General features: G+C 61.2%; 15 protein-coding genes. 10 read left to right on the forward strand and 5 right to left on the reverse strand.

The genetic code is table 11. The annotated features are described in order from the left end of the window. Positions 1-35 precede the first annotated feature (35 nt). Both PQR42_RS06000 and PQR42_RS06005 read left to right on the forward strand, forming a co-directional pair. Positions 36-920 (forward strand): LysR family transcriptional regulator, encoded by an 885-nt coding sequence (locus PQR42_RS06000; protein ID WP_408383610.1) that lies wholly within the window; start codon positions 36-38, stop codon positions 918-920. 492 nt (positions 921-1,412) lie between these two features. After that, a complete protein-coding gene (locus PQR42_RS06005) occupies positions 1,413-2,018 on the forward strand; it encodes a hypothetical protein (protein ID WP_408204743.1) in 606 nt (201 codons plus the stop codon). 75 nt (positions 2,019-2,093) lie between these two features. Here the strand turns inward: PQR42_RS06005 and PQR42_RS06010 are convergent, their stop codons facing one another. Beyond that, entirely contained in the window at positions 2,094-3,575 is a 1,482-nt protein-coding gene (locus tag PQR42_RS06010) for an amidase (RefSeq protein ID WP_408383608.1), read from the reverse strand. 84 nt (positions 3,576-3,659) lie between these two features. After that, positions 3,660-4,436: a 5-oxoprolinase subunit PxpA gene (locus PQR42_RS06015; protein WP_408383606.1), complete on the reverse strand. Its 777-nt coding sequence runs from the start codon at positions 4,434-4,436 to the stop codon at positions 3,660-3,662. Between the two features lie 209 nt (positions 4,437-4,645). On the opposite strand from PQR42_RS06015, the gene PQR42_RS06020 reads away from it, so the two are divergent. Then, positions 4,646-5,587: a LysR family transcriptional regulator gene (locus tag PQR42_RS06020; protein ID WP_408383689.1), complete on the forward strand. Its 942-nt coding sequence runs from the start codon at positions 4,646-4,648 to the stop codon at positions 5,585-5,587. A gap of 133 nt (positions 5,588-5,720) precedes the next feature. Here the strand turns inward: PQR42_RS06020 and PQR42_RS06025 are convergent, their stop codons facing one another. After that, positions 5,721-6,059, reverse strand: coding sequence for an HdeA/HdeB family chaperone (locus PQR42_RS06025; RefSeq protein ID WP_408204740.1), 339 nt, complete (start codon positions 6,057-6,059; stop codon positions 5,721-5,723). 913 nt (positions 6,060-6,972) lie between these two features. Between PQR42_RS06025 and PQR42_RS06030 the strand changes: the two genes are divergently transcribed. The 7 genes from PQR42_RS06030 to PQR42_RS06060 all read left to right on the forward strand — a co-directional run bounded on the left by PQR42_RS06030 (position 6,973) and on the right by PQR42_RS06060 (position 17,022). Next, positions 6,973-8,505 carry an efflux transporter outer membrane subunit gene (locus tag PQR42_RS06030; protein WP_408383604.1) on the forward strand — a complete coding sequence of 511 codons (1,533 nt, stop codon included), beginning with the start codon at positions 6,973-6,975 and terminating at the stop codon, positions 8,503-8,505. A gap of 6 nt (positions 8,506-8,511) precedes the next feature. After that, complete coding sequence (locus PQR42_RS06035) at positions 8,512-9,639, forward strand: HlyD family secretion protein (RefSeq protein ID WP_408383602.1); 1,128 nt, start codon at positions 8,512-8,514, stop codon at positions 9,637-9,639. Further along, entirely contained in the window at positions 9,629-10,678 is a 1,050-nt protein-coding gene (locus PQR42_RS06040) for a DUF2955 domain-containing protein (protein WP_408383600.1), read from the forward strand. The genes PQR42_RS06035 and PQR42_RS06040 overlap by 11 nt, the downstream gene beginning before the upstream one ends. Before the next feature lie 24 nt (positions 10,679-10,702). Next, positions 10,703-11,200, forward strand: a complete 498-nt coding sequence (locus PQR42_RS06045) for a transporter suffix domain-containing protein (RefSeq protein WP_408383598.1) — start codon at positions 10,703-10,705, stop codon at positions 11,198-11,200. A 229-nt stretch (positions 11,201-11,429) separates the two neighbouring features. Then, positions 11,430-12,683: a D-amino acid dehydrogenase gene (locus PQR42_RS06050; RefSeq protein ID WP_408383687.1), complete on the forward strand. Its 1,254-nt coding sequence runs from the start codon at positions 11,430-11,432 to the stop codon at positions 12,681-12,683. Between the two features lie 574 nt (positions 12,684-13,257). Next, complete coding sequence (locus tag PQR42_RS06055; protein WP_408383596.1) at positions 13,258-13,938, forward strand: N-acyl amino acid synthase FeeM domain-containing protein; 681 nt, start codon at positions 13,258-13,260, stop codon at positions 13,936-13,938. Between the two features lie 138 nt (positions 13,939-14,076). After that, positions 14,077-17,022 carry a putative bifunctional diguanylate cyclase/phosphodiesterase gene (locus PQR42_RS06060; RefSeq protein ID WP_408383685.1) on the forward strand — a complete coding sequence of 982 codons (2,946 nt, stop codon included), beginning with the start codon at positions 14,077-14,079 and terminating at the stop codon, positions 17,020-17,022. Between the two features lie 94 nt (positions 17,023-17,116). Here the strand turns inward: PQR42_RS06060 and PQR42_RS06065 are convergent, their stop codons facing one another. Continuing rightward, on the reverse strand, positions 17,117-17,983 hold the full coding sequence (locus PQR42_RS06065) for an isocitrate lyase/PEP mutase family protein (RefSeq protein WP_408383594.1): 867 nt from the start codon (positions 17,981-17,983) through the stop codon (positions 17,117-17,119). A gap of 73 nt (positions 17,984-18,056) precedes the next feature. Next, positions 18,057-18,674 (reverse strand): cysteine hydrolase family protein, encoded by a 618-nt coding sequence (locus tag PQR42_RS06070; protein ID WP_408383592.1) that lies wholly within the window; start codon positions 18,672-18,674, stop codon positions 18,057-18,059.

The following is an 18,674-nucleotide window of genomic DNA, read 5'->3' on the forward strand; positions in this document are numbered from 1 at the left end:
TGTGAGATGCAAATTTGCATCAGGAGGGCGGCACGATGAACTGGGATGACGCGCGAGTGTTTCTCGCGGTGGAGCGGGAAAAAACGCTCCGTGGAGCCGCCAGGACGCTCAATCTCGATCAGGCGACGGTCGGCAGAAGGATCGCGGCACTCGAGCACGCCCTACGCGCAACGCTCTTCCTGCGCACCTCTGAGGGTTACGCGTTGACCGCCGCAGGCGAGGCCGCGCTGAGATCAGCGGAGAAAATGGAACAGTCCGCACACGAACTCGTCAGACGAACTCAAGGCACGGATACACGGCTTGCGGGGGACGTAAGAGTCACCAGCACCGACTCGATCGCGCTCGACTTCCTGCTTCCCGCCATCGAACGCCTGCATGCCGCGCATCCCGAAGTGCGCGTCCTGCTGGACACGTCGACGCGCATGCTCAATCTGGCCAAGCGTGAAGCGGATATCGCGGTCCGGTCAGTCAAGCCGGAAAATCCCGATCTGGTCGCGCGGCGCCTGGCTCGCTGGCCCATGGCGCTTTTTGCATCGAATGCTTATCTCGAACAGCACGGCAAGCCCGCCGCGGGCTCCGCATTCGCGGGCCACGATCTTGTCGTCTACCAGGGAAGCTGGACCGGTAATCGATCACCGACTCTTGCTGGCGAGCCGATACACGCGGGGCGCATCGTATCGACCTTCAATTCCAGCCTCATGCTGCGTACCGCGGTAAAGGCCGGCATCGGCATCGGTGAGCTTCCGATACATCTGGCTGAGCACGACGGCCTCGTGCAGATATGGCCGGAACCCGCACGTGGGGCGGTCTACGAAATCTGGCTCGTCACGCATCAAGACCTTCGGCATACCGCGCGCATCGCAGCAATGATTGACGGCATCGTCTCCGCGTTCGAAGATCACACAACCCACACAAAATAGTCACGCAAGACCTGGCTGTGGCGGCTGCGTGTCGCCCGCTATCGCGCGACAGTCCATCATTCGCGCCGCGCCATCTGAATGCGCCTGCCTTTTGTCCGATATTCATCTGGCGTCTGCGACTATCGTGGATTACGCTACTTTTTGCTATGCGACTTTAAAGCGTGGCTGACTCACGAAGTCACCATTGCGCGCACTTTCGTGCACCCCTTCTGCACGTGCCTGCCGACACCGAGCAAAGAATAACTGCTTGGTGAAGCGTTTCGCCATTAATGACTTTGGCCAACGCCGAGGCTTTCTCGCATCCCACGCGGCAACAGCCGACCGCATCGACGGCCCCTCGTTCTCTTAACGCTCGTTTCCGCAAACGGCGGAAACCAGGTATCGCTGCAGCGATTTTTTTTCATTTGTTTGAATTGGACGCCTCATCCCGCCAGGCAATGGGCCTCTGCGCGCGTGATGTTAGGCGTCTGATTGGGTGACAAGGAGATGACCATGAAGATCAAGCGTTTAACCGTTTTGTCAGCAACCGCCGTTGCACTTCTCTCGCTCAGTGGCGCCGCGCAGGCCGGCGGACCGGATGACCACGGCGGCCACGAAGGCCGCGGCGGTCTTTGCTCGAATGCAACCCTCAAGGGACCGTATGGGTTTACCGGTCACGGGGAAATTATTGGCTTGATAGGACCGGATAAGACGGTTCATCCGTACAGCTCTACGTCGACCCTTGACGACGTCGCCCTGGTGACGTTCAACGGCGCAGGCGGTTTTACGCGCACCGACTTCGGGGTTATCGGCGGCCTGCCGAAAGGGGGGCTGACTACATTCAATCCGAACCAGAACGGAACCTACACGGTGAACTCCGATTGCACCGGCACCATGAAAATCGTCTATACCCCCGGCGGAGCCGTGCCGGCCGGCGTCGAGACTGATCTGAACATCGTCGTCGCTGCCGACGGGACGCTCGTCGAATCCGTTGTCTACAGAGCGGTCACCGTGTCAGGCAAGAGCGGGGACGGCATGGTGACGTGCCCGGAGTTTTGCGAGCAAGCTGTGCAAGAAAGTTTCGAGGGGAAAAAGGTCGTGGTCTACGGCTTCCGTTAGTCGCGTTCCGGATGGCGGCACCCGCCACATCCTGTTTGCGCTCTGCTCGGTCAAACGATAAGTGGCGAGGCCACCTCAAACATGCGGGGCCTTGCGATGTTGCGAAGCCTGTTCGAACGCGTACCCGAAACGGAAGAGATCACGTTCGTGATACGGATAGACAACCAGTTCCATGCCTACCGGTAAGCCTGCTTCTGTGAAGCCCGCGGGCAGACAGATCGATGGCATCCACGTCTGCGATGCTATGAGCGTGTTGGTCGGGAACGTCAACGTATTGGTCCGCCCTGCTCGCACGTCGTCTTTCTTCGGTGGTGGAACCTGAACGGCGGGGTAGCACAACGCCTGCACGTCAGCATCAGCCATGATCTTCACAACCGCCCGCTGAAAGCGGTCACGCGCGGCCAGTTTGCGGAAGTAGTCGGGGTCGTCCTCTGGATGCTTCGGACCGTCGAATACGCTTTGCAGAAGATCCAGCACCGGATGAAACTGCCTGGCTTCTCGAATCGCTTCCAGCGAACGGTACGGCAGTGCAGGTCGCTCGGCGAGAAACGCGTTCAGGTCGGCGCGCGAATGCGTCAGGTAAAGAGACGTCTCCAGGATTTGCTCCATGAGCCGCGGGATCTCCACCTCGACCAGGATTGCACCCGCTGCCTGAAGCTGCTCGAGGCTATGGCGAACCGCCGCATTCACCATCGAACAGGCCGGGTCGCTATCGGAACCGAACGCCTGACGCAACACGCCGACACGCGCACCGTTCAGCCCCCCTGCATCCAGATGATCGGCATAGTTACCGGTATGACCGGCAATCCGGTGTGCGACGGTGTATTCGTCGCGCGGATCGTAACCCACCATGCTATCCAGAAGTATCGCCGCGTCGGTGACCGTGCGTGCCATCGGCCCCGCCGTGTCCTGAAACACGACCAGCGGCGACATCCCGTCCCTGCTGATCAGTCCAGGTGTCACGCGCACACCCACCAGATTATTGAAGCTTGCAGGCAGTCTGATCGAGCCACCCGTATCTTCGCCGATGCCGACCAGCCCCAGATTTGCAGCGATCCCGGCTGCCGTGCCGCTGCTCGATCCTCCCGAGTCGTGCGCCAGGTCATAGGGATTCAGGGTCTCGCCACTCATAGAGGAAAAGCCGAACCACGACGTGGCGAAATCCGGCATGGTCGTCTTGGCGAGCACAAGCGCACCGGCACGCTTTAACTGCGCAATTGCCGTAGCGTCTCTCGCGGGTACGTAGCCTTTTTGCGCGATCGACCCGAAGGTCGTCTGGATGCCGGCCGTTTCGATTTGATCCTTCACAAGGAGCGGAACGCCGTGCAAGGGTCCAACGAATCGGCCCGTCCGCGCGAATTCGCGATCCAGTGCGCGTGCTTCGTCGCGCACCCGCGGATTGATCGAGACGATCGAATTGAGCCGCGGCCCATTACGGTCGATCTGCTCGATGCGAGCGAGATACATTTCGACGAGTTGTTCCACCGTGAGAGCGCCTGACTTCAGCGCGCGATGGACGGAATCGATGGTCGCTTCTTCGAGAATGAATTCGGACATGTTGATCACTTTCGGGTAGAACAGCCGGACACCGCTGTCGGATTCCACACTGTTTGAACGATGAATACGGTTGTTTGTGCAATGTCAGTTCATGCGGGGCACAGCGCGTTGAATCGCTATGCCATGCTGCGCCAATATCTCGCGTACAGCCGTCAGTATCAGGACGGCATGAGGCGTATCGCTGTGCACGCAAACAGACTCGAATTCGATGGCGATGTCACGCCCGTCAGTCGTAACAACACGCCCTTCGATACACGCTCGCAAGACCTTGTGCGCTATCTCGCGTGGCTCAAGCGGGCGAGCTCGCCGCGAAAACACAATCGATCCTGATTTGTCGTAGTCACGGTCCGCATAGAACTCGCGCACCACGGGGTGTCCAGAAGTCCTGGCCACCCGCTCGATGACGCTACCCGCCATGCAGTAGATCGGCAGACTGGCGTCGAGCTTACGAACGGCGCGCACGAGTCCTGTAGCGAATGCCTCGTCGACGGCAGCGTGCATATAAAGCGCTCCATGGAGCTTGACGTGACTCAGGTCCAGCCCCTGCAACCTCGCAAATTCGCGCAACGCGCCGCACTGATAGATGACGTCGTTGACCAGTTCTTCCGCTGAGGCATGGATCGCACGACGGCCAAATCCAACGAGATCGCGATAGCCGGGATGGACGCCGATCGCAACGCCGAAATCTCGCGCCATCGCTACAGTACGCGCGATCGTGCAGGGATCGCCGGCATGAAAACCTGCGGCGATGTTCGCCGAACTGATCTGCGGCATGATCGCTTCATCCACGCCGTCGCCGATCGACCAGACGCCAAACCCCTCGCCCATATCCGAATTCAGGTCCACAGAATTGCGACGCACTTTTTGTCTCCCATGTCATCGGGGCTTCACCGCACCCCACAGGGACAACGATAGTCGCCGCACAGGATTCGAAAAAGTTGTTTCTTTATATGTCTCCGTATATATTTTTTTCATACCCAGGTGGGCAAACGGCGTGTAGTCTCCGTCCTCATCAGCGCCATCCTGGGCCTTCGAGCGGGATTCACGCGATTCCAGGCTTCGTAAAAACCATGTCCATCACACTTCGTCAGTTGCGGTACTTCGTTGCCGCCGCAGAACTCGGCCAACTATCGCGCGCTGCGATGGAGCTGAATATCAGTCAATCAGCCGTGACCATTGCAATTCGCGACCTTGAGCAGACCGTCGGCCGGCAACTGCTGCAGCGTGGTCCACAGGGTGTCGATCTGACCGATGCCGGCCGGCGCTTTCTCGAACACAGCTACACCATTCTCGCCAGCGTCGACGAGGCACTTAGGGAATCGAGCGAGGAGAGCACGGTTGAAAGCAATGTGCGTGTAGCGGCCAGTTACACGCTCCTTGGTTATTTTCTGCCCTACCACCTGCAACGGATCGCAACGCTTTATCCACAACTGTCAATCCAGTTGCACGAAGTCAGTCGCGATGAAATGGAAGAGGGACTCATCGCCGACAGATATGACGTGGCCGTCCTGCTTGCCGACAATGTCGCAAGTTCGAGCCTCGCGGTCGAGCGCATCTTCGCGTCCACGCGACGTCTCTGGGTCGCGTCGCACCACCCATTGCTTGAAAAGCGCTCTGTGACGTTTGCTGACGTCGCCAAAGAGCCATTCATCATGCTGACCGTCGACGAAGCCGCCGACACGGCCATGCGCTACTGGAGCAAGACCGACTATCTGCCACACGTGATCTTGCAGACGTCCTCGGTCGAGGCAGTGCGCAGCATGGTTGCCAATGGCAGCGGTGTCGCCATCCTGTCTGACATGGTGTACCGGCCATGGTCGCTCGAAGGCAAACGTATCGAGACAATCACACTGGGGAACGCGGTACCTTCAATGGCGGGTGGTATTGCCTATACACGCGACAGGAAGATCACGCCCGGTATGCGTGTCTTTCTCGACTACTTTCGGGAAACCTTCAATTCGCCCTATCTCCCTCATGCGGCCTTGCGTCAGTCACGCACGGCGGCACGCTAAGCCTCCCTCCTGAACACAGATCTACCGCACTTGCTCCGGAAGCGGTGTGCAAAACTCCCTTCCCTTACCCATCGCGATCTCCGGAGTCGGTACAGCAAGCTGCAGTTCCGCTGCAGTCTATCCCCAGAGCAGGCTACTTGTAGACTTTGGCAAACGCCTCGAGGGCCTTTACGTCCGGGTGATCAAGGCAGTAGTCCGTAAAGTCATCCGTCACTTTGGCCAGCACATCGGGATCGAAGCTGGTTGCACCCTTCTTGCCCAGAAAATATCCATGCATAAGGGCGATAGGGATCCCGCGGTCGTCGTCTCCGGACATGCGCATGATGTCCTTGCAACGATAGCTGTTCATATCCGTAATAGTCCCCTTGGATCCGGCGGCACCTCCCTTTTCCTGAGCCGCCGCAACCGAGGCCAACATCAAGGAAGAGGCAGCGATCACGCAGGCCATCACGATGCGAGATATTTTCTTCATGCTGTTCTCCAATCATTCGGTCTATTGAAGGCCCTCTGTTCAGTATCCGGAACGGCCACCGCGCATGCAATTGTCGTAAGTTTGTCGGTAAGCGTTATCTTTGGTCCTTGCCTTGCGCGCGCCACTAACAACGCCCCCCACAGCGGCGCCACGGCCAGCATTTCCGCCCACAATGGCGCCGAATGCAGCACCTCGTACCGCGCCGCGCGCTACCTCGCCACCGGGCGCGCTGTTCCGGGCGGCGTAGTCCGCCTCCGCGGCACAATCGGCCGGAGAGCGTGCCGCCGCGTGCGCACTCCACATGGCGACTAAAGCGCTCAATGAGGTCAACCAGCAGATTTTGAGAAATGGTGACATCCGATCTCCTTTCTCTACCAACCCCCTACCGTGCGTCTTGCGCTGCATGGTGCAGCGCCGCCCGTCTCCGCAAAACGGGGCAATCTGAACTCTCTTCAAAATGGGCGAACGGTCCCGATGATCACGCCGCAACCATAGCTTGATCGAATAGCCATGGGAGAGCTATGGGACCAAGGTCCAATTGTCCCGAGCAGTACACAACCAGCACTATTGATGTGACTCAGAAAAAACTTGAATCAGGCACGGGTCCCACCTCTGGATGCAGTGTCTGGACGGAGTACGCCATGACCAGGGATTTCCGGCTGATCCTCTCCGGTCCGTTCTTGCTCGCCGCGATGGCCTGTTCGGTGACGGATGGTCAGTAGGAATGGGGCCGAGCGTGGTGGTAACGGATGCGTGAGTCAAATTGCTAGAGCCGGCGGGTAGGGAAAGGTGCGACCGACGTGGTCTCGGCCGACGACATACTCGCCGTGGGCTTCAACGAACAGCAGACCGGAGCGATTTGGCAGCAATGCATTGTCTACGGTCGACTTCGTTTGGTCGCGCAGGATGCCACATGTTGCCCCTAACACGTTCAAACCGGTTACTGCTGATCGGCGCACTCTGCCTCAGCGGCTGCGTGCGTGTGGGGCCGAACTTCGAGCCACGGCACGACGCCTGGGTCGAACACTGGAGCACCCCGGCTCTCGAGCAGGCTAGCGAAGTCCGTCTACAACCCGACGCCCGTCAGTGGTGGCAAGTGTTCGCGGACCCAACCCTCGAACATCTGATTGCCGAAGCCGATGCTCACAACGCAGGTGTGCAGATTGCGGGCCTGCGAGTCATGGAGGCCCGTGCCCAACTGGGGATCGCCCAGAGTGGGCGCTACCCGCAAGCGCAGGTGGCCAGCGGCGAGGTTCTGTACCGGGATCGTAGGGAATCTGGCGGACAGAACCCGCAGAGCAAAAGCTTCTGGCAATACAGCGCGGGCTTCGACGTCGGTTGGGAGCTGGATTTCTGGGGGCGCTTCAGCCGCGCCATCGAATCGGCCGATGCCGCGTGGTTCGCCGCCAAAGCCAACTATGAGGATGTGCTCGTGCTCCTGCACGCCCAGATGGCGGAGACCTATTTCGCCCTACGCACTGCCGAGGCGCGCCTGCGCATCGCCCGCGACAACGCCCGGCTGCAAAAGCGCAGCTATGAGATCACCGAGCGGCTGTTCAAGAGCGGCGAGACTGACGAACTCGATTTCCAGCAAGCCAAGACACAGTATCTGGGCACACTGAGCAGCATCCCTGAATTCGAAAGCCAGATAATGCGTACCCGCAATGCCCTGGCCGTCCTGATCGGCCGTCCGCCCAGCCCTTTGCCGGAACTGGCGGAAAGCGAAGGAGTCATCCCGCTGATCGATCGCGCGGTGCTGCAAGAGGTGCCCGCCAACCTGCTGCTGCGGCGCCCGGACATACGCGCCGCCGAGCGGCAGATTGCCGCACAATCGGCGCTCATCGGCGTCGCCGAAGCGGATCTCTATCCGTCAGTGACCCTGTTGGGCAGCATCGTCTGGTCAGCCGGCTCCCTCGAAGGCATCCCCAACGGCCTGACGCTGATCGGCGGCCCCAGCCTGCGCTGGAATGTGTTCGACCATGGCGCCATCAAGAACAACGTGCGCGTACAGGATGCCCGCCTGCAACAACTGATCGTTACCTACCAGGACGACGTGCGCCAGGCGGCTCGCGAGGCCGACGATGCCGCCAGCAGCCTGATCAAGGCACTGGAGCGCGACGTGATCCTCCACGATGCGGCACTGGCCGCCAGGCGCTCACTGACGCTGGCCAACGCACTCTACCGTGAAGGCTATTCGGACTTTCAGCGCGTACTGGATGCCCAGCGCGCGCTGTCCACACAACAGGACGCTTACCTGGTCAACCGCAGCAACGCCGTGAGCGATCTGATCGCCCTTTACAAGGCTCTTGGCGGCGGCTGGTACAGCGAACAACCGCTGGTTGATCCGGCCAACCGTCATCAGATGCAGAAGCGCACCGATTGGGGTGATCTGCTGGATGAGCCGAGCCGTCCGTCCGCCGACACCAGCCTCCCTGCGCAGAGGTAAGTTCCGATGAGCGACACTCAGCAACCGCCTGCAGCCCCTGCGCCGAGCGCGCCAGCGCCCGCTGCCGATCCGTCGAGGAAGGGGGTCAAACTGGTCGTCGTGCTGATCGGCCTGAGCCTGCTCTGGTACCTGTTGGCCGACCGGCTCACCCCGTATACGCAGCAAGCGCGGGTGCAAGCCTTCGTCGTCCCGGTCGCATCGGAAGTGTCGGGACGGGTGACCCGGGTATATGTGCGAAACAATCAGGATGTGAAGGCTGGGGCAGTCCTCTTTGAGGTCGATCCGGAGCACTACAGGATTGCCGTTGATCGCGCCCGCGCCGACCTTGACTCAATGCGCCGGCAGATCGGCGCCAGTACAGCGGGAATCGATTCGGCGCGGGCGTCATTGCGTGCCGCCCAGGCCGGCGAACTCAAGGCACGCCAGGATAGCGAACGTCTCGAACGCCTGTACCGCGAAGACCAGGGCACCATTTCACAGCGGCGCCTCGAGCTGGCGCGCGCCAGCCTCGAACAGGCCACGAGTCAAGTCGCCGCGGCCCGGGCCGAGGTACAACGCGCGCGCGAACAGGAAGGCGGCAGCGAGGAAGACAACGCCAAACTGCGTAGTGCCGCTACCGCTTTGGAAAAGGCCGAACTGGACCTCGCCAATACTCAGGTGCGGGCACGTTCGGCCGGCCTGATCACCGATCTGCGCACCGATGCCGGCCAGTTTGCCGCGGCCGGTAATCCGGTGATGACGCTGATCACCATCCACGATATGTGGATCAGCGCGGAAATGACGGAGAACAACCTCGGCCACGTCGAGCCTGGCACTCCGGTTGCCATCGCATTGGACGCACTGCCAGGCCAGGTATTCGAAGGCCGCGTGCGCAGCGTCGGTTACGGCGTCAGCGTCGGTCCTAGCGCCCCACCGGGTGGCCTGCCCACCGTGCAGAACAGCCGCGACTGGTTGCGCCCCGCCCAACGGTTCCCGGTGATCGTCGAGTTCACTCAGGGCGAGTTGTCCAGTTTGCACGGCGTCCGCGTTGGCGGGCAGGCCGAAGTCATGGCATTCCCCACTCAGGGCAATCCGCTCAATCCATTAGGGCGTCTGTTCCTGCATTTGATGAGCTGGCTTTCGTATGTCTACTGACAGCGCCGCGCTCGCTCAGCGCGCCCTCCGCGGCCGACGTGCGCTGCGCCTTGCGAGCGGCACCGCCCTGTGCCTCGCGACCAGCTTCGGTCTGGACGTGCCGGTCCCGATGATCGCCCCGGTGCTCTGCGTGTTTCTCCTTGCCATGCGCAACCAGCCTCTATCGCCCAAGGCCGGGGTGGGCCTGGCGCTAGTGGCCATGTTGACAACCAGCAGCGGGTTGCTGCTCACCCCTTTGCTGCGCTACTACCCATCCAGCGGGGTGCTGCTAGTTGGCCTGTGTCTCTTCCTGAGCTTCCGCCGTGGACTGCGCGGCGGCAACAATCTGGTCACGCTCTTCCTCGCGGTCGGCTTGACCATGATTTCGGCGGCCGGTACCGCCAGTTTCGCGCTGGCTGTCGTGGTGATCGGCGCGCTGGTAAAAGGACTGCTTCTCGCGGTGCTGATGCACACCATCAGTCACTGGATTTTCCCCGAACCAGCCGGTGCACCGGTACCGCCTGCCTCACCGGTGGTGCCGGACAACAAAGCCAGTTGGCTGGCGCTGCGCGCTACCGTGGTGGTCATGCCTGCTTTCCTGCTGACGCTAACCGATCCGGCCGGTTACATACCGATCATCATGAAGGCGGTCAGCCTTGGTCGCCAGAGTTGTACGACTACGGCTCGTGGTGCCGCTCGCGAACTGCTCGGCTCGACTCTACTCGGTGGGGTACTCGCCATCCTGTTCTGGTTCGCACTCAGTCTGTTTGTGCATCTCTGGATGTTCTTCCTGTGGATGCTGCTGTTCGGCCTGTTGCTGGCACGCAAGCTGTATGCCCTCAGTTCCACGCGATACCCGCCCAGCTTCTGGCTGAACACGTTCGTTACCCTGATCATTTTGCTAGGCCAGTCGGTGCAGGACAGTGTCTTGGGCAAAGATGTCTACACGGCTTTCGCGGTGCGCATGGGGCTCTTTATCGCCGTCTCCCTATATGCCTGCCTGGTGTTGCAGCTTCTCGATCAACCACGCCGCGCGCCGCGGCAATCTGTGGCGATTTAGTCGTCCAAAACAGGAGATAGTGTCATGACCACGTCAGACATCAAAGCCGAAGTCCCCGCCACGGGCGGATGGCGTTTCAAGCTCGGGATCGGCATCTTCGTCCTGGCCTTCGCGTTGTGGCTAATCCTTCCGCTGGCGGGCTCCATGGGAGCATCGGGCGCGCGCATCGCGGCACTCACCGGCGCGATTTTCGTCGCCAACAAGGTACTGCTGATCACCTGTATCGCGGTGATGGGCAAGCCCGGCTTTCAACAGCTCAAGTCGATGGTGTTCGGCCATGCAAAGCGTCTGGCACCCAGCAAAACTGTCGGCCCCATCCGCCACGCCATCGGGCTGGTGATGTTCTGCCTGCCACTCGTCTCGGCGATGCTTGAGCCCTATATTGACACGATCTGGCCAGGTCTAAGGCCGAACATCTGGCAGCTTCAGGCGCTCGGTGATCTTCTGCTGGTAGCGAGCTTCTTCGTGCTCGGCGGGGATTTCTGGAGCAAGGTCCGAGCTTTGTTCGTCCGCACGGCTTAGGTGGTGGACGCTCGCGACTGAGGAACTGGCGATTGAGCTGGATGGTGGGACATTCCAGGCACCGGAGCAGAGATCACGCTCTGAGTCCCGTGCCACTGTCCGATCTCCTCCCTGTCACCCAGTGCGCGGAACACAGGGGAACGCCGAACTATGCAACAACGGCGCATCAGTCATACTTTGCATCTGCACCAGAATCAGAAATGAACAGTCGTTCGTCAAGGAGGCGTTGATGCGAGTCTTGATTCTTGGAGCAGGCGTGGTCGGTGTCACGAGCGCCTGGTATCTGGCGCGTGCCGGTCACGAGGTGGTGGTCCTCGATCGCCAACCCGCTGTTGCGCTCGAAACAAGCTTCGGCAACGCCGGCCAGATTTCACCGGGCTACGCGTCGCCGTGGGCCGGGCCGGGCGTCCCCGCCAAGGCCGTCAAATGGCTGCTGCAGAAGCATCCGCCCCTGTCACTCCAGCCGGACGGCACCCTGTTTCAGGTGCAATGGCTGACACAGATGCTGGCTAACTGTACAAAGAAGCGTTATGCCGTCAACAAGGCACGCATGGTGCGGCTCGCCGAATATAGTCGCGACTGCTTCATGGCGCTGCGCAACGATACCCATATCACCTACGAAGGCCGCCAGCAGGGCACGCTGCAAGTCTTTCGCACGCAAAAACAAATGGAAGGCACCGCCAAGGACATCGACGTTCTGAAGGAAATGGGCGTGTCTTATGAGTTGCTGTCGCGCGACGAACTGGCTCGCGCCGAACCGGCGCTAGAAGGCTCAAAGAATAAACTGGTCGGAGGCCTGCGTTTGCCAGGCGATGAAACCGGCGACTGTCATGTGTTCACCACCAAACTGGCCGAGATGGCGCAAGCACGCCACGTGCAGTTCCTGTTCAAGCGCAGCATCGACGGCCTGATCGTCGAGGGCGGCGCGCTAAAGGGTGTGCGTTCCAACGGCGAAACATTGACGGCAGACGCGTGTGTTGTGGCACTCGGCAGCTATTCCACTGCACTGCTGCGCGACCTGGTTAGCATTCCGGTCTATCCCGTCAAGGGCTATTCAATCACTGTGCCAATTAGCAACGCTGCGCAGGCACCGGTCTCGACCATCCTCGACGAAACCTACAAAGTCGCGATCACCCGCTTCGAGGATCGAATTCGCGTGGGGGGCATGGCTAATCTGGTGGGCTTCGACAAGGAACTGCACGGCACCCGGCGCGAGACGCTCGAATATGTTGTCACCGACCTGTTCCCGCATGCAGGCGACGTGACGCAAGCCAGCTTCTGGACTGGCCTGCGGCCGATGACCCCAGACGGCACGCCGATTATCGGCCCGACCGCGATCCAGGGCCTATGGCTGAATACCGGCCACGGCACGCTGGGCTGGACCATGTCTTGCGGTTCGGGACAACTGCTGGCGGATTTGATGTCGGGCACAACGCCGGCCATCGAATCCGACGATTTTGCGGTCAGCCGCTACAGGAACTAAGCGGACGCTCCCACTAGACCGCGAGGCGGGTTCGCTCCACGTCTGCCGTTCGGCCCGGCTTCACCCCACGGGCCGCTTCCAAAGTTCAACGGTCATTCCTGCTGCCGTCTTAACTGGCCCGTGATTCGGCCGAACCCGGAAGTTCGGCGCCTGCCGCAGTTACCGGCGTGCGCCGAGCCACCACTTTCGCGTTTTGCACCGGGCGTCCGCGCAATATCGATCCAATCTTCCCTCAAACGCGGATTTACGCTCGCCGCCACAGTCAGAAAGGCGATTCGAAATCTCCGGCGCGAAATTTTTTCGGATTCCCAAAACCCTCTTTTCAACCCCCGCTCTCCGGATTTTCCCGGCTATGCATATCACCGCGTTTGCGTTCATGAGAATCTAGTTTGTCGCTTGGGAGCGACTCTGCCGCTTCGAAAGCGACAGACATTTTTCTCATTTATCTACGGGGTTGAAAATGGACCGCATCGATTCAGTCGTTTTGTCGCAAAATACGGGTTATACGTCGCTCGGAGAGCGCTTTAATCCGAGCACCGTAAAGAAAACGGAAAGGTTGCCGTTTACGATTAAGGTGGTAAGTAACCTGGCGGACCTCGACAAGGCCGTCGAGATGCGCCGCGCCGCCTATCAGCGCCACTTGCCGGAATTCGCCGAGACCATGGGCGTCGAGGCGTTGGATGGCGCGCCCGGCACGGCCGTGCTGCTCGCGCAGTCGCGGCTGGATGGCGGCCCGCTCGGCACCATGCGGGTCCAGACGAACGCATTCGGACCGCTTGCCGTCGAACAATCGGTCCGCTTGCCGGACTGGCTGGGCGAAGCGCGCCTCGCCGAGGCGACGCGACTCGGCGTTGCGCGCGGTGCGATCGGTCGGATGGTGAAGGTGGCGCTGTGCAAGGCATATTTCATGTATTGCGCGCAAAACGGGATCGACTGGATGTTGATTACAGCGCGTTCACCGCTCGATCGGGAATACGAAGCGATGCTGTTCGGCGACGTATACGGCCAGAACGAATTCCTGCCAATGGCGCACGTTGGCGGGTTGCCGCATCGAGTGATGGCGAAACCGGTTGCTTTAGTCCGTCAGCGCTGGGCGAAGGTCAACCATCCGTTCCTCGGATTCTTTTTTGAAACGGATCACGTCGACATCGACGTCAGCGTCGCATCAAAGCAAGGTGAAGCCGACCTCCGCACTGAGTGCGACGGCCTGCCGAGCAGCGCCTCAGGCCGTCTGCTGTCGCTGAGCGAGGCGTAAAGCATGATGTCCGCCCGAAGCCATTCGGGTGGACAAGAGGTCGGTGGCGTCAGCACGGTCGTGCTTTCGCCGCTGACTACCGCAGGATCGCAGCATCGCAATGAAATCGAGAAAGAAGTCATTGGGGAAGGGCAGCAAATGACACGCATTAAGTGGGCGCTTCGGGACCGACTGACCGGCTGGGCTTTCCAGCGGTTCTCAGTATACGTAGCGCCATTTGTGATCGTGCTTGGCAGCGTCGCAGTCATGCTCTGGGCGCCGCGCCAATTCGATACGACGGGAACGGTCACGCTCAGCTTTCCTGTGATTGCGGATCCGTCGGCGACACTGTCACCCGCCATCGCCATCGCCCGCCTGCGCGATACCGCGCCTACCGCACGTTTCAGTACCCATCTCGCGGAAACGCCATTCTGGTTCATGCTCACGGCGCCTGCGCTGGCCAGTGGCGCCACCACGTTCATCGACCTGCCGTCGCGGCACGCCCAGACGCTATCCTGCTGGCGGACGGGCCCCGTCTTGACGCTACTCGGCTCGGGCGACCGCCACGACACGAGCGGCGCGATGCAATTCAACAAGGCCGGCTTTGCGCTCAGGCTCGACGAGCACGCCCCCAATGCGCCAATCCTGTGCCGAGGCACCTTCTCCGGACCCGCGTATATCACCGCTTCCGCATCGAGCCCTGACAAGCTCGAGGTATCAACCCTCGATTTCCAACAGGGCGCATCGCTGATCACCGGCGGCCTCGTGACGCTCGCGATCTTCGTGTTTGTTACGGCAATCATCAATCGCGAATGGACTTACGTGATCTTTGCCGCCTGGCTCGTCGGCAACCTCCGGTTGAGCGCCAACGCAATGGGCTTCGATACGGAATGGATGGGCCGGCTCATCCCACCCGACCATATCGCGCTTTTGCGGCAATTCACCTTCGCTGCCTATTACGTGCTAACCACGACGCTCTTCGTGGAGCTGTTTCGCCGCGAGCTGAAAGCAATCGGCCTGCGCTGGAGCCTGCACGCCGTGCGATATGGCGGCTGCCTGCTGATGGTCGCTGCATTCACCCTGAATTACGCGCACTTCATTCCGGTGCTGTGGGCATGCGCCAGCTTCTGCATCCTGGTGCTGACCTACTTCCTCGTACAGTTGTTCATCAAGGCGCGCTCGCGCACCGTGCTCTGGTATGTCGCGTCAATGGCCATCGTGCTGTTCGCGACGCTGTCGCAAGTGCTCGCCGCCGCCCTCGGTGTGAAAGCGCTGGCGGGCGCGCTGAGCCCCGTCGTGACGGCGCTGTCGTCGAGCATGCTTTGTGCGTTCGCTATTGCGGAACGTATGCGCGAAGAGCGCGAGCGCCGCCGGCAAATGCAAGTCGAGCTGCGCAACACGTATGACGTCACGCCGATCGGCCTCTTCACGCTGAACGGGGAAAGCGCCTTCGTCCGCGCCAATCCGGCGCTGCACTCGATGCTGGGCCTGCCTCAACAGCACGACGGCACGCATCGCTGGGCCGACTATTTCGCCCCGGGCGCCGAGCGCGTTCTTTCCGAACTCCTCGCGCGCGACGACTCGGCGTCGATCGAAATCGAGGGCGCAGCCGGCACGAAGACCGACGCGCGGCGTTACTCACTGCGGGCGATTCGCGCGAAAGGCTTCATCGAAGGCTCGCTCGAGGACGTGACGGACCGCTCGAAAGCCGTGGAGCGGCTGCACTTTTTAGCCGAGCACGATCCCCTCACCGGTCTCCTGAACCGTCGCGGCATCGAGCATGCAATTGACCGGCAACGCGGCGAAACCGGCCCGTGGGCACTCGCGTATCTCGATCTCGACCGGTTCAAACTGTTCAACGACCTGTTCGGCCACGGGACCGGCGACGAAATATTACGGCATGTCGCCGCGCGCCTGGTCGAGCGTCTCGGCTCCCACGTCCCGATCGGGCGCATCGGTGGTGACGAATTCGTGTGTGTGCTCACGGACATGGCTATCGACGATGCAATCGCGCGCTGCCGCGAACTCGTGCTGGCGTTGAACTCCGCACCCTTTCTTGTCGACACGCGAGCGTTCCAGGTCAGGGGATCGATCGGCGTGGTCGAGTGCTCGCAAGGTGAACGGGTGCTGGACGCCCTCGCCTATGCCGACCGCGCGTGTCGCGCCGCGAAACGCGGCGGCAATGCACGGCTCGTCGCGCTACGCAAGGGCGCGCCGGCGTTCGAGGAGCGCGCCGCCGAAATCAGTCTGATCGAGGCGCTGGGCCAGAGCCGGCTGCCCGAGGGGTTGTTCCTCGTGATGCAACCGATCATGTCGATGCGCGCGCCCACGGAAGCGCTCGACTTCGAGGTGCTGCTGCGCCTGCGCATGCCGGACGGCTCGGTGGCGACCGCCGCGAAGCTGATCGCCGCCGCCGAGGACTCCGGCACCATCATCGCGATCGACCGCTGGGTGCTCTCGACGACGCTCGCATGGCTCAGAGAGAACCGCGCGTCGCTCCCCAACACTTGTTTTGTGTGCGTGAACCTGAGCGGTGGTTCGCTCAACGACGAACACTTCCTCGACGAACTGTTCACGCTATTCTCGCGTCACGAGGACGTCGTCCATTACCTGTGCATCGAAATCACCGAAAGCGTCGCGCTGCACGATCTCGAGCATACGGATCGCTTTATCGGGCGCGTGCACGACATGGGCGCAAAGATCGCAATCGACGATTTCGGCGCGGGTCAGACGTCGTTGCGTTACCTGAAGAAGCTGTCGGCCGATGCACTGAAGATCGACGGCGAGTTCGTGCGCACGATGTGCAACCATCCGGCCGACATCGCGATCGTCGAGGCGATCATTACTCTCGCACGCAATCTCGGCATGCGCAGCATCGCCGAATGGGTCGAAGACCTGGAGACCTTGCGCGCGCTGAAGGAACTGGGCGTCGACTACGTGCAGGGCTTCGCGATCGCGAAACCGCAAGAGGCCAGGGATATTCTCGCGGCCTCCTCCGCCGCGAGCTTCGTGACTAACCCTGAGGTCGCACGCTATCTGAAAGCACAGCAGACGCCGCAGCGCGGGGCTGACGACCAGCGCATGGAGCGCGAAAACGCGGTCTGACGCGGCTCACCGCGCACAAGCTACCAATCGCCGACGCCAACCTTGCCAGACTCGTTAAAACAATCGCAATGACTTCGGCGATGCGCAAAAGCGGCTACTTGTACAACTCCGACTCCGCCATCAGGGCCGGAGTACCAATGACCTCATTGATGCCATCGAAATCGAGCATCCGGTCCCGCCACGGCGCGGTCGTCCCGTGTGCATGCAGGCAGCCATAATAGCCCTGTAACGTATGCGTCACCGCGCGCGCCGTGCCGCCAGGAAAGATCACGATACGAAAGCCAAGTTGCGTGAGCGTCTGTGCATTCTGTATCGGCGTCTTGCCGCCCTCGACCATATTCGCAAGCAGCGGCACGCGGCCGGCGAAGCGCTCACACACAGCTTCCATCTGGTCGAGTGAGCGCAACGCTTCAATGAACAACGCGTCCGCGCCCGCCTCCAGATAACGCTCGGCACGTTCGAGCGCAGCGTCCAGCCCTTCGACAGCCGCTGCGTCCGTGCGCGCGAGAATCAGCGTATTGGCGCTCACTCTCGCATCGACGGCCGCCCGCAGTTTGCCGCACATTTCGCTGGCGGGAATCACCGATTTGCCATCGAGATGCCCGCAACGCTTGGGGAATGTCTGATCCTCGAGCTGGATCATCGCAGCGCCGGCGCGCTCGAAGCCGCGCACCGTACGCTTGACGTTCAGCGCGTTGCCGAAGCCCGTATCGGCATCGACGATCACAGGCAACGTGACGCGCTCGGTAATGCGCGCGAGCGTATCTTCGACTTCGGGAAACGTCGTCAAGCCGACATCGGAACGCCCTAGCCGCGTGTACGCAATCGACGCCCCGGACAGATACAACCCTTCGAAGCCAGCCTGTTGCGCGACCAGCGCGCTCAACGCATCGAAGACGCCAGGCGCGAGCAAAGCGCCTTGTGCGAGAAGTGTCTTCAGCGGTTTGATTTCGGTCGCCATGGTTTTTTTTCTCCTGCAATTCAAAAAGGCAAAAGGCCGATCGCGCGCGAGCACGCACGCGCAAACGTGGCGCTTATATTGCGAGGCGATCCGCGAAAGCGTCGCAGGTCGTCAATTCGCAGATCGTGCGCAGATCGGCGAGCGCCGTATCATGCGCGGCTTGCGTCGATGCCGCGCAGCCATCGCCCAGCACCAGCACGCGATAGTCGCGCATGTGCGCGTCGCGCGCGGTGCTCGCCACGCCGCCGTTGGTAACGATGCCGCAAATCGCCACGGTGTCGATACGCGCGCGGCGCAGCACCCAGTCGAGCTGCGTGTTAAAGAAGGCCGAATAGGCAACCTTCCAGACCGACACGTCGATGAGACTTTGAAGTGCGGAAACCGTCGCATGACCGTGCGAGCCGGCGACAAAATCCCCGCGGCGCAAAAATGGACGCAGTTGCTTCAGATGCGGTGAAATCATCGGCTCGCCGTGGGCATCCGGCCACAACGTAAACTGGCTGGCCGCGACAAAACCGCCTCGCTGCTTCAACGTGCGCGCCACGGGCGCAATGCGCGGCGGTAACGCGCGCGCGGCATCCGAAGCCGCGCCGCCGCGATCGTATGCACCGCCATCACTCACGAAGTCGTTCTGCAGATCGACGATGATGAGTGCGGTATGACGCGCGTCCAGCGTCGTGTCGGTCGTCAT

This window comes from Paraburkholderia sediminicola, assembly GCF_046027355.1.
GTDB lineage: Bacteria > Pseudomonadota > Gammaproteobacteria > Burkholderiales > Burkholderiaceae > Paraburkholderia > Paraburkholderia sediminicola_B.

Coding starts and splice junctions, on each gene's coding strand:
- PQR42_RS06000 (WP_408383610.1), top strand. CDS start 36: ATGAACTGGGATGACGCGCGAGTGTTTCTCGCGGTGGAGCGGGAAAAA.
- PQR42_RS06005 (WP_408204743.1), top strand. CDS start 1,413: ATGAAGATCAAGCGTTTAACCGTTTTGTCAGCAACCGCCGTTGCACTT.
- PQR42_RS06010 (WP_408383608.1), bottom strand. CDS start 3,575: ATGTCCGAATTCATTCTCGAAGAAGCGACCATCGATTCCGTCCATCGC.
- PQR42_RS06020 (WP_408383689.1), top strand. CDS start 4,646: ATGTCCATCACACTTCGTCAGTTGCGGTACTTCGTTGCCGCCGCAGAA.
- PQR42_RS06025 (WP_408204740.1), bottom strand. CDS start 6,059: ATGAAGAAAATATCTCGCATCGTGATGGCCTGCGTGATCGCTGCCTCT.
- PQR42_RS06030 (WP_408383604.1), top strand. CDS start 6,973: ATGTTGCCCCTAACACGTTCAAACCGGTTACTGCTGATCGGCGCACTC.
- PQR42_RS06035 (WP_408383602.1), top strand. CDS start 8,512: ATGAGCGACACTCAGCAACCGCCTGCAGCCCCTGCGCCGAGCGCGCCA.
- PQR42_RS06040 (WP_408383600.1), top strand. CDS start 9,629: ATGTCTACTGACAGCGCCGCGCTCGCTCAGCGCGCCCTCCGCGGCCGA.
- PQR42_RS06045 (WP_408383598.1), top strand. CDS start 10,703: ATGACCACGTCAGACATCAAAGCCGAAGTCCCCGCCACGGGCGGATGG.
- PQR42_RS06050 (WP_408383687.1), top strand. CDS start 11,430: ATGCGAGTCTTGATTCTTGGAGCAGGCGTGGTCGGTGTCACGAGCGCC.
- PQR42_RS06060 (WP_408383685.1), top strand. CDS start 14,077: ATGACACGCATTAAGTGGGCGCTTCGGGACCGACTGACCGGCTGGGCT.
- PQR42_RS06065 (WP_408383594.1), bottom strand. CDS start 17,983: ATGGCGACCGAAATCAAACCGCTGAAGACACTTCTCGCACAAGGCGCT.
- PQR42_RS06070 (WP_408383592.1), bottom strand. CDS start 18,674: ATGACGACCGACACGACGCTGGACGCGCGTCATACCGCACTCATCATC.